Below are 14,684 nucleotides of genomic sequence, written 5' to 3' on the forward strand. Positions count from 1 at the left end.
ACAAGTCCCTCCTTTAGTATTCAATGCTTTCCCGTCTGTTCATCAGCTTCAGACTGGCAATGGATACAAATGCGCTTAACACAAAGATAACAGTTGCAATTGCACTTCCTGTTCCGTAATGTCCATACCGATAAGCCTCATTATACATTAGAAGTGCGGGTACAATAGTAGAATTTCCGGTTCCGCCGGTAGGTGTCAAAATATATACTGTATCAAAGATTTTCAGTACACCGGTAATGACCATGATAGTTGACATCTTCAGTGGTTCCCACAGCATAGGGATATACAGATACCGGATCTTTTTCCATCCGGTTGCCCCATCCAGACTTCCTGCTTCAAGCACGGAATCCGGAATCGAAGTGAGCCCTGCCAGACATATGATCATATAATATCCCACACTGGTCCAGGTACTTACAATAATCAGACAAATCAAAGATGTTTTAGGATCTACCAACCACTGATGTACCAGACTATCCAGCCCAAGCTTGATCAGAAAGCTGTTCAAAATACCTTTTTCTGTTGGAAAATAAATAAAGTTCCACAAAAGTGCTACTGCTGTGACAGACAGGATCATTGGAATAAAAAATGCTGCCTTAAAAAATCTCTGCCACTTTTTAAAGTGATGGATCAGAAGACCCAGTCCAAAGCCGATCGGTACCTGAAGTACTACACTGATCATCATATAAATCAGTACATTTTTCAAAGACTGCAGAAAAACGCCATTGGAAAACAATTTTTTGTAATTGTTCAGTCCTACAAATTTCAGTGGGATTGCCTGGATTCCCGGCCAGTCATTAAAAGAAAAATAAATGGACATGATCACAGGAATTACTTCAAAACAAAGATAGATCAGTACTGCAGGAAGCAGAAAAATGAAAATGATTTTTTTATTTTTTCTTATTTTTTCCACAAAATTCTCTCCCTTCATCTGTTTTTGGGTAAAAAGAAGAGAGGCCGCAGCCCCTCCTCTTTCTTTTTGTTATTGCGGACGGTTTGCATCAATGTCTGCCTGAATTGTTGCTGCTGTATCTTCTGCTGTATCAGAAAGCATCATATTCAGGATTCCATTTCTGGATGTATCCACTAATGTAGAGCATGTATCATAATCAAAATATTCACCTACAGAATCGGAAATTGTGCCTGTATACTCTACCATATCCTTAAAGATCTGAGGTGCATCTTCCGGCGCATCAATATCTTTATACGGAGCCACGCGCATAGCTGCATCCATACGTTCCTGGATTGCATCCTTTGTAGTCATGTATTTTACCAGCTTCAAAGTTGCTTCTTTTTCTTCGTCACTCATAGTACCTGAAATCATCCAGCCAGAAGTATAAACTACATGAGTATCTTTAAATTCTTCTTTGTCTGTAAAATATGGGAATGGGAAGAAGGAAATATCATCCAGAATCTCAGACTCAGAGTTCAGCATTTCCGGAATGATAGGGCTGCTGTGAGAGATCATTGCCACTTCTCCGGTAAGGAACTGATTCATCTGTGTATTGTAATCCATTCCTTCAAATCCCTCTGCAAAAGCACCTTTCTCTTTCAGATCTTTTGTGATCTGCAGGCATTCTACAACATCCTCATCTGTCCATTTCTTTTCACCTGTACCAAGCTTTATAATGCCCTCTCTACCGATACGTTTTGCAAGGATGTTATTGAAAATGTGTCCCATAACCCATGTATTTTTTCCGCCTACACCAAATGGAGTAATTCCTGCTGCTACTAGCTTGTCGATAGCATCATAAAGATCATCCATAGTCTGTGGAGTTTCGGTAATGCCTGCTTTTTCAAAAAGAGCTTTGTTATAGAAAATAGCATCTACATTCAATTCATTGGGCAAAGCATAGATTCCATCTGCTCCATATGCACTCAGATCATAAGTCTCCAAAGCTCCATCCAGGAAAGAGTCCTTCCATTCCTGATCTGCATCCAGGGAATCTGTAAGATCCAGAAGAACACCATTCTGTGCCCACTCTGTCAGACCTGCAATTGCCGGATAATAGAAAATGCTTGGTGTCTCGCCGGTAGATAAAGCAACCTTCAGTTTGTTATTGTACGCAGCTTCCTCATAGATAGAATCGTTCTGAACCTCAATGTCCGGGTTCTCTTCCATAAAGCGGGCAATCTGATCTTCATATACCTTTGCTATTGGTGTATCTCCGCTGTCACGGCTCATAAATACAACCTTGGTCTTGTCTCCGTCTGCCAGTGCAGGAACTGCACTCCCCAGTGTCATTGCTGCTGCCAGTGCTACGCTTAACATTGCTTTTCCTTTTCTCATGTTGTAAAATCCTCCTTTTTTATTACATTATTTTTTATAGCTTATTGCTGCCATAAAGTGTCCGTTTACTTTATCAATCTCAAAAAATACTTGGTTTTCTTTCTGAATAAATGGAATCTCTTTCTGATCAGGTACGGAATAAATCTTTTCCACCTTACCCGCAGTTTCCACTTCCATCTTTAGGTTCTCCAGTGGGATCACATCTTCCACGATTTCCAGATTCTTACATTTTTTAACAGGTACATAATGAAGAACATGTAAAATATCACGGTTCTCTTTTTCCTGACGAAGCAGATTTACCTGTGTAGTAAATGGTCCATTGTGAGAAACCATCGGCTTTGGAAGAAGCCTTTTCAGTTCATTTGCTATCAGCTTTTTATACCAGGCAGGTGCCCAATTCTGATAGGTAGTAAATACCGGATGGATAAAATATGCCGTCTGTTTTGTTTCCACGATTCCCGGATATTCCTCTTTCCGTCCGGATGGTGAATGAAGATGTGAGCAAAAATGTTCATATGTCCGGTTAAAAACCGGTGGGATCACCTTCTGTACAAATTCTGTCTCTCCGGATACCTCTACCAAAGTTCCCTTGTCATACATAACATGCTCTGCATCTGCAAGTCCTGCAGCCAAATGCTCCTTTGGCCAAATAAAATCCGGACTGTATGGAGCTTCTCCTTTATATGTAACCATCAGCTGGTGAAGGCCAAATTCCTTCCTGTCTGTGCGAAGTCCTGAATGATAAGAAGCAAGTATTTTACCGCCTTTTTCCAGATATGCAGTCAATTTTTCTTCCAGCTTTTCATCCACAGGAATCACATCTGGCAGGATCAGAAGCCTGTATTTATCAAAATCAAGGGTGCTGTCAATAAAATCAAACTGATATCCCAATTCTGTAAGAATCCTTGCTGTTCCTTCAGAAGCTCCTACAATCTGTCCGGCTACACCAGTTGCATAAAATTCCTCTGCTGTAAATACACCGATTTCAGAAAGCGGAACTGCATCCTTGCACCAGGGCTCTTTTGCCTCTACAGAAGCATAAACCCGTCCAATCTGCCGGTACATATCTTTGTTTAATTTTCCCCAGTAATCCATCTGATCTCCGATGGTACATTTACACCCCTGAGCCAGCATGGAAAAAACCTCATACTCCATAGCCGCTTCATTGCGGAATGCGTGGAAATCGCCCCATTCAGTATGGAATCGGCTGGTAAGTCCCAAACATTCCTTTCCAAAATTTCTCATATATTTTGCAGATACAGGGAAATCCATATATCCCCATTCCACACCTGGCAGTGACTCAAAAGAGAAATAAGAATAGTCATCAATTACCGGTTTATCCAAATATCCTACATGACCTTTGTTATAGCATACGTGGAAAGAAGCGTTGTAAGATTTTGCAAATGCAGTCAAATCACGTACCATATCGTAATAAGTCCATCTTGCAAATTCCTGACGATCTTCTTTTACTGCAGGATTTAGCCCCTGTTCTCTCATCAGCTTCTGGCATGTAGGACAGCAACATTCATTCATAAACGCTGCATCATACCAAACACCATCTCCTGGAATCGTTTCCAACACTTCTCCGAACTGCTCTTTCAGAAAGTCCCGGTAAGGTGTATTCACACAAAGATTTTTATAAAAGCCTGCTTCAAAATATCCTTTTCCCTTGTAATCCTGAAGTGCTCCATTTTCGTCAATACAAATCCATTCCGGATGCTCATCAGCCACTCTTTTATTCCATCGGATCGTTGTGTACAGATTTACCTGAATTCCTCGCTTCCGGCAAGCCTGTGCCTGTTCACGAAGAAGATCCTTATGTACCAGTCCCGGATGAATCATTTCCGGAAATTTTTTGGAATTGTAATAGAGATTTCCATGATGTCCACATGAAAATAAGGTAATAGAATTCACATGAGCGTCTTCCAGTGTCTGCGCAAATTCTTCTGCGTCAAATTCCCCACATACTCCCTGGATCTTCTCGCTTGTATGAAAATCCAGATGAATCTGTCGAAATGGGATTTCTTTTTCCTTCATAAGATGCCCCTCCTCATTTCTTATGTTCTGTCTCATATATTTGTTTCTCTCAACTTCTGAACATATCTTATCATCTGGATTTTTCAATGTGAATGTAGATTTTTTAGACAAATGGGAAATTATTTGGATTCCTCAAAATATTTTGAGGGTGTTATCCCATACTGATTTTTAAAGCTCTTACTAAAATAATAAACGTCTCCATATCCAACTTCCTCAGAAATCTGAAGAAGAGTTTTGTCTGGGTACTTCCGAATCATTTTTCTTGCCTCTTCCAACCGAACGGAAGTAATATATTTGCTTAATGAACAGCCTTGTTCCTTTTTAAAAATATTGCTGAGATAGCTGGCATTTACTCCAATGGCATCTGCTACCAAATTCAGACTCATATCAAATCTGGAAAAATTTTGATCAATAAATGCCTTTGCATCGGATACCTTTTTCCTGGTAGCCGGCATCTTCTGCCCTTCCAGAAGGCTTCTTCCCCTTTCCAGGATCATCTCCAGGATTTCCCGAATCTCTTCTGTACTTCCATAGTCCTGAAGCTTGGCTAATGCCCGCTGGTCAACCTCTACCTGGGTTCCCACATCAATCCCCTCTTCTGCCAGATATAAAGAAAAATGTACCAAGATATCCATTGCCACATAATAGGCTGCCTGCTGGATCACATTCTCCTTTTTCATTCTGTCAAAGCATGCGCTTACACAATCCATATATTTCTGGTATGCCCGTTTCTTTAAAAGATTGTTAATATCCTCTGATTCATAAGAAACAGTGCCCAGGAATGTTGTCATATCCATTGGTTCAAAAATATGAATCCTTTTTTGCTGTTTTCCCTTTCTTCCGGCAGAATAAGCTTCCTGATAAGCCTCCTTTAATTCTGTAAAAGCAGTCCTGGGCTGGCTTGCGCCTCCCCAGAATGCATCTCCCTGATTCATCTCCTCCTGCAGGTAAGCGCTCAGAAGCTGAAGCTGATATCCCATCTGATTCTCTCCATACAGCAAAAATACCTCATCCTGCTGATTGATCTCCAGGCATTCATATTCTGGAAAATAGTCTTGCATCATATCTCCGATTTCTTCCAGCTGTTTCTCTTTCCCCTCTTTATCTTTGAAGCGTAAAAGGAGAACCACATAGCATACTGGCGCCCTGATTCCAAGTACCTGTCGGATGTTTTCCTCTTTTTCCATGCCGCCAATGCCTGACAGTCTTTCCAGCAGGTATTGTTCTCTTTGTTTTTGATTGATTTCCTCCTTCATTTTCTGAAAAGAGCTTTTCTGACTGTGTATTTTTTCCAGCTTCTCTTTACATTTGATCAGTTCCTCTGTCAGTTCCTCAGGGTTTACCGGCTTTAGCACAAAGCTTACAGCTCCCAGGGACAATGCCTGCTTTGCATATTCAAATTCTCCGTAAGCAGTCAGAATGATCACCTGCGTATCGGGAAGCACCTGTTTTACCCTTTCTGATACCTGAATCCCATTGATGTAGGGAATATTAATATCCATGATCAAAATATCCGGCTTCTCTTCCAATATTTTTTCAAGAGCCTCTTCTCCATCCTCGGCCTCCCCTGCTATCTCCAGTCCCAGCTGCTCCCAGTTCACTGTCTTTTTCACCAGCTGTCTCTGTAAAAATTCATCATCTACAATAAAAACTTTCATTTCTCATTCCTCCCTGTCGGAATACAAATGGTCGTGCAGGTTCCCTCTCCTTCATGACTTTCTATATGAAGCCCATATTCTTTTCCAAAATAAAGCTGAATCCTTTGCTGAATATTATACAGACCATAAGAATACCGTTTTCCACCACTGTTTCCAAGAAGAAGCTTGTCTATTTTATCTTCCTGAATCCCAGCACCATTATCCGATACCTGAAGATATACCAGACTGCCTTCCTTCCATCCCCGAATCCTGATCATTCCTTTTTTTCGCATGGCCTTTACTCCATGGTAAATGGAATTTTCCACCAGTGGCTGCAGCGTCAGCTTAACGATCCATTCCCTGTAGATTTCAGGATCAATTTGGATCTCATAATCAATTTTATCACCGTAACGTACTTTCTGAATCTGAATATAATTTTCAATATTGGTGATCTCCTGCTCCACAGGAATCAGGGTTTTACCATCACTTAAAGAAGTGCGGTAAAACATCCCAATAGCATGGATCATGGTAAACGCCTCATCCGGGCAGTTCATTTTGATCAGGGATGACACGCTGCTTAATGTGTTATAAAGAAAATGTGGATTGATCTGTGCCTGCAGCGCAGCAAGTTCTGACTTACGTTTTTCCTTTTGTTCTTTGTAAACCTGCTCCACCAGCCTCTGAATCTGCTCTGTCATTTTATTAAATTCCTCTGACAGCATTCCAATCTCATCCTGATACCATACAGGTGCATGAACCGACAAATCTCCTTTTCCAAACCTTTCCATTGTCTGGGAAAGCTTTGTCAACGGCTTTGTCACGCTATGAGCCAAACGGAAACTTACATATCCACCGATCAGTACCGCACAAAACCCCACTACATACAAAATACGGACGATATTTTTCCCCTGTTTGGTTAGTTCATCCACAGGAGTGATCCCTATCATAATCCAGTCCAGCTTTGGAATCATATCTGTTGTCACAAGACATCTTTGCCCATCCACCAGAAACACTTTCCCACCTTGCGGTTCTGTCAGTGCCCACTGAAAGTATGACTCTTTTTCGATCATTTTTTTGCTGTCTTCATTATTCTCGATCTTTACATTTCCTTTCTGATCTGTGATCAGATAACTTCCTGTTTCTCCATATTTTACATGAGTAAAATTACTGATCAGCAGCGGAGAACGGTATTCCACCATAATATAGCCTTTAATCTTTCCTGTAGCATAATCCCGAAAATAACGAAGATAAGCAATGCCCGTTTCCTGATATCCTGGTACATTCAGTTCATACAGATCCAGCCATCCCTTTTTTCCCTGTTTTTCTTTAATTATATCAAAAAACTGACGGTATACAGATGCCTTTGACCGGATCCTGTTGGAATTGACCATATCTCCCTGCTCATCAAATGCGGAAATGCTGCTGTATTGACCTTCCGGGTATAGTGCATCCAGATAATCCAATCTTTGCTCCACCTGTAGCTTCTGGCGAAGTCTTTTGGCTTCATCTGTTCCATTTTCCAGAAACCACTCCTGTATTGATTTATCAGTGAGCAGAACCTTGCTGATTTTTTCCCCATCCTCCAATATCTTCTGGCTATTTTCTGACGCAACATCAAATTTCTGCCTGTAGCCCTCTCCAGTAATCTCCAACACAGATTTTTCAAAGAAAAGCTGTACCACCACAGTCAACACAAAGATAGAGATTACAATGATCACAATGCTGGTAAGCGAAAACTTTTTCGCAAGCGACAGACCATGGTATTTATCTTTGATTTTCTTCAGCATATCCTCTATCCCCTCATTTCTTTTGTATTCGACTTTTCTGGTATCATCATATACACAAAAAGTTAGTTTCTTCAACTGTTTTTTTCCAGCTGATATAAAAAGTCAGCCTGCTTTCACAGGCTGACCACATACTGCTAAATATTCTATTGTTTATAGGTGGCTTCCTTCCCTGAGGACGCACCCGTCAATGGCCCGGATTCCATTAATTACTTCTTCATAAGTATTATACATTTCCTTCCAGTCATCTGAAGCATCTTCCGAATACTGGCTGATGGTTGCGGTCAGATCGTACTGCTTCCCATCCAGGGCTTGGATCCGTCCAAGATAGCCCTGCCATACACTGTCAAGAGGCTGATCTGTGCCGTCATAAGCACGCACCTCCAGTGTGAGGACCGGTACCGCCTCACAATAGTATATAAGCTTATAACCGTCATTTTCTGTTTCTTCTGTCTCATAATGGCAAAGATATTTCCATCTTTCCGGGGTAAGTACCTGAAAAAGTTCTGTACTGGCCATATCTATCCGTTCTGCATATATCAGATCTGCTGTTTTGATCAGTTCCACATTTGCCTTTTTAATATTATCGTCATAATCCTTAGGCTCTGTCAGAATAAATAAGCCAAAGGAATAGTCATCTGTCAAGCATACCAGAGCATCAATTTCCCGGTCCTCATCATTGATGGAGCCCTTGTATTGATAGCGCATTGCAGGATAGGATGCTATCGTCATGGCTTCTTCATAAGCAATAGATCCATTGCCCGGGTAATATTCTGCCATGAAATCCTCTGGTGTGGAAAAGGTATTTTCAGGTTCATTTTTTACTTTTAAAAGAACCGCCATGCTTTTATTTTCATTAACAGAACGAATCTCTGAATAACCTAATTTACCATCTGGCATAGATTCCATGATCGTATCTTGCAGTTTGAAATCTGCCAGCATGTAAAGCTCTCCTGTTTTTTCTGCTTCCTGATCCTCTGAATCACCGGCTGACGTCTCCGAAGCTGTGTCTGCCCCATGATCTCCTGAGGCCTTCCCTGAGATTTCACAAAGCTGTCCATTATCATCAATATAATACTGGTCTGTGGATCCGATATAGTAATCATCATCCCCCTGTTCAAACCACACACCACCCTTTCCGTCATAGTGATAATGGGGCTCAAAATAGCCTTCCTCTTCTGTCCATCCTGCATTATTGGCTTCCATCCATTCTCCGCTGTCAGGATCCTGTCCGTAATTCCCTTCCCCGATATATTCGTCTTCTGTACCATTGCGATACCAGAAATCTCCGTTCTCATCCTGCCAGATATACTGTCCTTCATCTGTAGGCGCGTCCGATGCATAGACAGCTACAGGCGCCAGAATAAATGTTGCCGCACATATTGCGAATATTTTCTTTCTTTTGAGCATAATTTTCTCCTCCCCGTATACAGAAAAAACTCATCATATATTAAGCATACGGTGAGTCTTACTGAAAAGCAATTAACTATTGGTTAATTACATGTTTAGCTGATCCAAAAGCTTTTTCCTTTTAATCCGGGTATCCCCTTCAATATGAAGTTTGGAATAAATCTGATTAATATATTGCTTGATGGTTCCCTCAGATAAAAACATCTGAACCGCAATCTCCTTATTAGTTAACCGTTCTGACATCAGCTCTACGATCCTCAGCTCCTGCTGTGTGAGAATACCAAATTGTGCAGGATAGGCTGCCTCTTTACAAAGCATTTCCCTTTGCCGTTCAAAGCCTTCTCCAAGCCCTATAATCCGCTTGATAAACTGCATTTCCTTTGCCGGGGCTGCTTCTGCAAATGTCATCGTTTCTTTATATGATCCGCTTTCCTGCCGCTTCTCTGCAAGCAGCAGTCTTTCTCTCAGCAACTCCGATATATAGGGATAATTCTCTGCAAAAGGCATCAGAAGCTGATCCGGAATCGCTTCCTTAAAGGCCTGTGAAATACACCTTCCGGCTTTTTCACGCTTTCCAAGCTGCTCATAGGCTGCTGCTGTCTGAATCTCAATATATAACGCTACAAGTCCATAATGAAAATTCCGGCACATTTCCAAAAGGCTATCACTTTTCCCGATCACCTTAATATATTCTCCCTTGGCCAGATAAACCTGATTCTCAATCATCTCCATCATAGGCCTGCCTGGTGCCAGAAAGTTCACCTGATAAAGCATATGCTCACGAAAAAGAGAGGGAATCCGATCATTAACACCTGCTAACGCATAATAATATCCACATGCACTGTCAAAAAGATTCAGCCATGCTGTATTATGCCTTTTAAGAATCTCTTCCCGTCTTTGCTCTATGGTCTGCCTGACTGAAAAGCCTGCCAAAAGAGCCAGCCTTAATGCAAGAAAATCGCAGCACAGTCTTATATTTTCCTGATTGTTTCCTTCGATATGCGAATAAACCTGCTCCAGTTCTATCTGTGCATCCACCATATGTCCCTGCATATATTTTGCTTCTGCAGCCATCAGCATTTCCGCACCCTGCCCATGTCCATTGGTAATCTTGTAGTAATGAGGCATGCACTCATTCATTTCCTTCAACTCCTGATCCAGGCTGCCTGCGTCCCTGTGAAACATCATAAGGACAGACGGAGAACCAAACGTCCATCCACCATTACTTTGAATACTAATGGCAGGACGTGACATCTGGGCGCTTGCGCTGCGATGCAGCTGGCTCATTTTGGAAATATCATTGTACATCAGAAAGCTTAAGATAAGATCGCATTCCCCTAACAGATTTCCACGTTCTTCTCTGGTCATTTCTGTATGCTCTTCCACCGACTGAAGCAGTATTTCCTTTAATTTCATCATTTGAGGAATCTTTTTCCAGTTAAACATACTTCGCATCAGAACCAGAACAGCAAAGGGGTGTTCTTTTAAAATCTCCTCAGGGCATTCTACAAGCAGTTCTTCCACATTCTCTGGCTTCAATGATGCCAACAAAATCCCTGCATCCTTTTGTATCACTTGAAGCATTGCATGAAAATTACCGCTCTCCTTATAGGAAGACAGGGCATGGATGTACAGCCCTTTATCTTCATACCAGGCTCCATAGCGATTCAGGTACAGAGTCTGCTTTTCCTTCTCAAATGATGAAAACAGCTGCTCTGCGCACTCCTTCATCATATGATGAAAGCGGAAAATACCACGGTCTGCAAAATAGCTGACAAAGGCATTTTTTTCTGTCATAGAGGAAAGAATATCTTCTGCATTCTCCATGTCTGTAACTGTCCTTGCCATCTCTGCGGTAAATTCATCTGCCAGTCCCATCACTGCCAGAAAATTCTGCTGCTCCTCAGTTAAAGGCCGGATCATGGTAGATACAAGCATTTTATAAATATCTGCCTTTTTATCTGGAAAAGTACCGTATTCCTCTAAATAGCAAAAATTCAGATAAACAGCTGAAAACCATCCCTCGCTGGATCTAAACAGCTTATCCAGCTGCTGTTCACTTAGTTCCATCCCGCATTTTTGTGCATAAACCATTAGTTCCTTCTCGTTCAGACGCAAATGGCGCAAGCTGATCTGATTTAGATTTCGTCCAAGCCGGATAACTATTCTGTCAGAAAAAATCTGCTCACGGCTGGATATGATCAAATGTACATTTTCCGGAAGCCTGCTACCAAGTTCTCCAAGATAATCCGCAGCCTTCCTGTTTGCCAGCAAATGAAAATCATCAATAAAAATATAACTGTCCGTTTCTCCTTTTAAGGTACGACAGAGCAGCTCTGATAAAAATGCTGCTGACGCTTCATCTGTAGGGCATTCGCAGTCATCCAGCATATCATAGCCGGCATAGGAAAAAGCGCTTTGCACACTCTTCCAGAAAACAGGCAGGCTGTCAGAATAGGTGCTGATCCTAATTACATCTGTGTTTTTCTTTTTTTCCATTCTTGCCAGATACCAGCTTACGGCTGTTGTCTTCCCATATCCCATAGGCGCTGTTACAGTAGTCATCACACATTGTGAGATAAGGACCAGACTGTTCTTTAAATAATCTGATATGTATATATTCCTAAAATCTTTCTTCAACCTTTTTAGTCCTTTTGTATTTCTTTTTTTCTATTATACAGGTCTTTCCTCTCTTTAAGCAAGCCTTCTCTGGTCATACCGGAATATTTATAAAACAAGGCGCCTGCCCTGGTTATTTCCAGAGGAAGCGCCTCGTTGATTTTTTTAGTTTTTAATTATTCTTCTACAACCTCAAGTACATCCATTGGACATGCTTTTGCACAGATACCGCAGGCAATACACTTGGATGCCGGATTGCCTTCTGTCTTTACAATCAGGCCAAACGGACATGCTTCTGCACATTTGCCGCAGCCAGTACATTTCTTCTTGTTGATCATATATACGCCTTTTGCGTTCTGTGTGATCGCTCCTTCTGGACATGCCTCTGCACATTTTCCACATTGTGGACATGCTACTGGACGAACAGTCTTTTTTTCTGTAATCTGAAGACATGCTTTGTCTGGATCAAATTCCTTATAAAATGCCTCTGAACAGGCACGTACACATTCCAGACATGCCATACAGGTACTGCCCTTTTTAACTTTCAGTTTCTTCATGATGTAATCCTCCGTGTTTTTTTCTATTATTTTAACATTAATGTAAAAATTTCTCAATAAAAACATATCTGCTGATAACAGTGACCGTACAATGAAATCCACCACAGATTCCAGTTATTCAACTTCCTTGTATTCCTTCCTCTGACAGAAATGCTCGGATCTCTTCCGGCGTCAGCAGCGCATAAATACTTTTGTGAAAGGTTGCTGCTACTTCCAGTTCACCATAATACCCGGTACGTACATCGCAGTTTCCATGAAGCGCCTTATCCAGGGTTTTTTTCAGATCATTTCCCTGGGGACTGTCCATAAAATGTTTCAGCATCCGACAGCAGGTGTGGGTATTTTCGTAATAGCGTCGGTATGCAGGATGAAATTCCCGCATCCATCCACTGGATGAAACACAGAAAAGTGCTACCGGATGAATAACCGGCTGGTACAGAAGATTCCATTTTTCCTGCTGCAATGGATCTGACGCAAATGCAAGAAGGGAGTGCTTCAATTCTTCTACAAAATCCGGATACTCTGCTTCTGTCAGGGAAATGATTTTCTGGTTACGGAAATATTGATTAATGTTGGTTGCATCAATTTGCTCAGGCGAAAGAGATTGCAGATACCGTGACATGGTTTTCAGATCCGTTTCCGCATGTTCCAGAGTATGATTAGTGATCTTCTGCCAAAGAAACTGCTGATATTCTGTCACAGGTGTGTCAAGATAAGTCATCCAAAGATACTGGGCCAGCAGCTGTGCATCTCTGGTTTTCATCTGATACCTGGCAGAATCATCTGGGTGAAAATGGGTTTCCTCAAGCATATCTGTCAATTGATCCAGAGACTGACAAACAGGCAGCTGACTGGTCAGACGATCCATCTCACTGATCGCCTTCTGGATAGACATCAGCTGCTTCTGTAAAACATTCAACTGCTTATGCAAGTAAAACGGCGTTGTGCGAGGCTGCTTCAATATAGAGCGGATATCTGCCAGCGGAAGATCTGCTTCTCTCAATTTACGGATGAGAAAAAGCTTCTGTATATCTTTTTCTGAAAAATCATGATATCCGTTTGTGGGATTGACACGGGGAGTGATCATATTCTGATCAATATAATAATAAATGGTCCGCCGTGATAAACCTGTTTTTTGAATCACTTCCTGTATTCTCATCCTGATCTCCTCAAAAGTGTTCACCTGGTGTACGCTTTTTTTATTTATTATACCTTGTACACCAAAGGAAATCTATAAAATTTGTAAAATTCACCAGAAATCAATTTCGTCAAAGGGAATTGAGATGAAACTTTTTGTGAATAATTTAACATTGACTGTCCACCAACTGCACCCACTATAATAAAATCAAGAAAAATCTTAGATGAGGTGATAAATTATGTTAAAAAATAAAGTCGCAATTGTCACAGGTGGAACTCGTGGAATTGGCTACGCTGTGGTAGAAAAATTTTTACAAAATGGAGCAACTGTTGTATTATTCGGCTCCCGGCAGGAAACAGTAACAAAAGCGATTGCTTCCTTAAAAGAGAAAAATGAGAACTGGGAAGTTTCCGGTGCATGGCCAACCCTGACGGATGCAGATGCCATGACAGCTGAAATATCCAAAATCAAAGATAAATATGGCAGAATTGACATTCTGGTAAACAATGCTGGCATTTCTGACAGTGTATCTATTGATAAATATACTGCTGAGCATTTTTCCAAAATCATGAATCTGAATGTAAATGCTGTAATGAACGGGATCCTTCCGGTGGTAGAGATCATGAAACAGCAGGGCGGCGGCTGTATTTTGAATACCAGCTCCATGGTAAGTATCTGTGGACAGCCCAGCGGGGTTGCCTACCCAACCAGCAAATATGCAGTGAATGGTCTTACCTGGTCTCTTGCCAGGGAATTGGGGCCTTTCCATATCCGTGTGAATGCTGTAGCTCCTGGAATCACCAGAACCGATATGGTAGCCGCACTCCCAAAAGAAATGATCCAGCCGCTGATCAACCGGATTCCTTTGCGCAGAATGGGTGAAGCTGAAGATGTCGCTAATGCATTTCTGTTCCTGGCAAGTGATATGGCCAGCTACGTCACAGGAGAAATCCTGTCAGTTGACGGTGCAATGCGCTCCTGAGGAAGACTCTGCGTAACGCAGAGTGCTCCCGAGGATGTCAAATTCCTATATTTTCTTTTATTTCTCCTACAATTGTTAAAAGTCCTGCAACCTCGCCATAGTGGCTTCTGTGCTGTCCTGATACAATTGCATCTGCTCTTTTATATACAATGAATTGATAGTAGCGAACCTCACATGTCTAAAGTCACGTGCTTCCAGACGCTTTAGGCGTCAGACTGAATATCGGCGGATAC

Annotated in this window: 10 protein-coding genes; 1 reads left to right on the forward strand and 9 read right to left on the reverse strand. The window is 41.6% G+C overall.

Annotated features, from left to right (window positions below):
- Window positions 1–13: 13 nt before the first annotated feature.
- The 9 genes from G5B11_RS15200 to G5B11_RS15240 form a co-directional block, all read right to left on the reverse strand.
- The gene (locus tag G5B11_RS15200; RefSeq protein ID WP_173728941.1) at window positions 14–910 is read right to left on the reverse strand and encodes a carbohydrate ABC transporter permease; all 897 of its coding nucleotides are present in this window, start codon (window positions 908–910) and stop codon (window positions 14–16) included.
- 69 nt (window positions 911–979) lie between these two features.
- On the reverse strand, window positions 980–2,287 hold the full coding sequence (locus G5B11_RS15205; RefSeq protein WP_173728942.1) for an ABC transporter substrate-binding protein: 1,308 nt from the start codon (window positions 2,285–2,287) through the stop codon (window positions 980–982).
- Between the two features lie 27 nt (window positions 2,288–2,314).
- Window positions 2,315–4,324 carry an alpha-amylase family protein gene (locus G5B11_RS15210; protein WP_173728943.1) on the reverse strand — a complete coding sequence of 670 codons (2,010 nt, stop codon included), beginning with the start codon at window positions 4,322–4,324 and terminating at the stop codon, window positions 2,315–2,317.
- Window positions 4,325–4,443: 119 nt separating this feature from the next.
- Window positions 4,444–5,982 (reverse strand): response regulator, encoded by a 1,539-nt coding sequence (locus G5B11_RS15215; RefSeq protein WP_173728944.1) that lies wholly within the window; start codon window positions 5,980–5,982, stop codon window positions 4,444–4,446.
- Window positions 5,979–7,748 carry a sensor histidine kinase gene (locus tag G5B11_RS15220; protein WP_173728945.1) on the reverse strand — a complete coding sequence of 590 codons (1,770 nt, stop codon included), beginning with the start codon at window positions 7,746–7,748 and terminating at the stop codon, window positions 5,979–5,981. Before G5B11_RS15220 ends, G5B11_RS15215 begins: the two co-directional genes overlap by 4 nt.
- 150 nt (window positions 7,749–7,898) lie before the next feature.
- Window positions 7,899–9,155, reverse strand: a complete 1,257-nt coding sequence (locus G5B11_RS15225) for a hypothetical protein (protein ID WP_173728946.1) — start codon at window positions 9,153–9,155, stop codon at window positions 7,899–7,901.
- An 87-nt stretch (window positions 9,156–9,242) separates the two neighbouring features.
- The gene (locus G5B11_RS15230) at window positions 9,243–11,795 is read right to left on the reverse strand and encodes a helix-turn-helix transcriptional regulator (protein ID WP_244093040.1); all 2,553 of its coding nucleotides are present in this window, start codon (window positions 11,793–11,795) and stop codon (window positions 9,243–9,245) included.
- 155 nt (window positions 11,796–11,950) lie between these two features.
- Window positions 11,951–12,331: a 4Fe-4S binding protein gene (locus G5B11_RS15235; RefSeq protein ID WP_158422586.1), complete on the reverse strand. Its 381-nt coding sequence runs from the start codon at window positions 12,329–12,331 to the stop codon at window positions 11,951–11,953.
- A gap of 118 nt (window positions 12,332–12,449) precedes the next feature.
- On the reverse strand, window positions 12,450–13,490 hold the full coding sequence (locus tag G5B11_RS15240) for a MerR family transcriptional regulator (protein WP_158422585.1): 1,041 nt from the start codon (window positions 13,488–13,490) through the stop codon (window positions 12,450–12,452).
- Window positions 13,491–13,707: 217 nt separating this feature from the next.
- Here G5B11_RS15240 and G5B11_RS15245 point away from each other — a divergent pair, with 217 nt between their 5' ends.
- Entirely contained in the window at window positions 13,708–14,451 is a 744-nt protein-coding gene (locus tag G5B11_RS15245; RefSeq protein WP_158422584.1) for an SDR family NAD(P)-dependent oxidoreductase, read from the forward strand.
- The last annotated feature ends 233 nt before the right edge of the window (window positions 14,452–14,684 follow it).

The sequence above is a fragment of the Blautia glucerasea genome, from assembly GCF_013304385.1.
GTDB classification, from domain to species: domain Bacteria; phylum Bacillota; class Clostridia; order Lachnospirales; family Lachnospiraceae; genus Blautia_A; species Blautia_A ammoniilytica.

Bases quoted from the DNA above. Each gene is read 5' to 3' on its own strand.
- G5B11_RS15240 (WP_158422585.1), bottom strand. From the start codon at position 13,490: ATGAGAATACAGGAAGTGATTCAAAAAACAGGTTTATCACGGCGGACC.
- G5B11_RS15205 (WP_173728942.1), bottom strand. From the start codon at position 2,287: ATGAGAAAAGGAAAAGCAATGTTAAGCGTAGCACTGGCAGCAGCAATG.
- G5B11_RS15215 (WP_173728944.1), bottom strand. From the start codon at position 5,982: ATGAAAGTTTTTATTGTAGATGATGAATTTTTACAGAGACAGCTGGTG.
- G5B11_RS15225 (WP_173728946.1), bottom strand. From the start codon at position 9,155: ATGCTCAAAAGAAAGAAAATATTCGCAATATGTGCGGCAACATTTATT.
- G5B11_RS15220 (WP_173728945.1), bottom strand. From the start codon at position 7,748: ATGCTGAAGAAAATCAAAGATAAATACCATGGTCTGTCGCTTGCGAAA.
- G5B11_RS15235 (WP_158422586.1), bottom strand. From the start codon at position 12,331: ATGAAGAAACTGAAAGTTAAAAAGGGCAGTACCTGTATGGCATGTCTG.
- G5B11_RS15245 (WP_158422584.1), top strand. From the start codon at position 13,708: ATGTTAAAAAATAAAGTCGCAATTGTCACAGGTGGAACTCGTGGAATT.
- G5B11_RS15210 (WP_173728943.1), bottom strand. From the start codon at position 4,324: ATGAAGGAAAAAGAAATCCCATTTCGACAGATTCATCTGGATTTTCAT.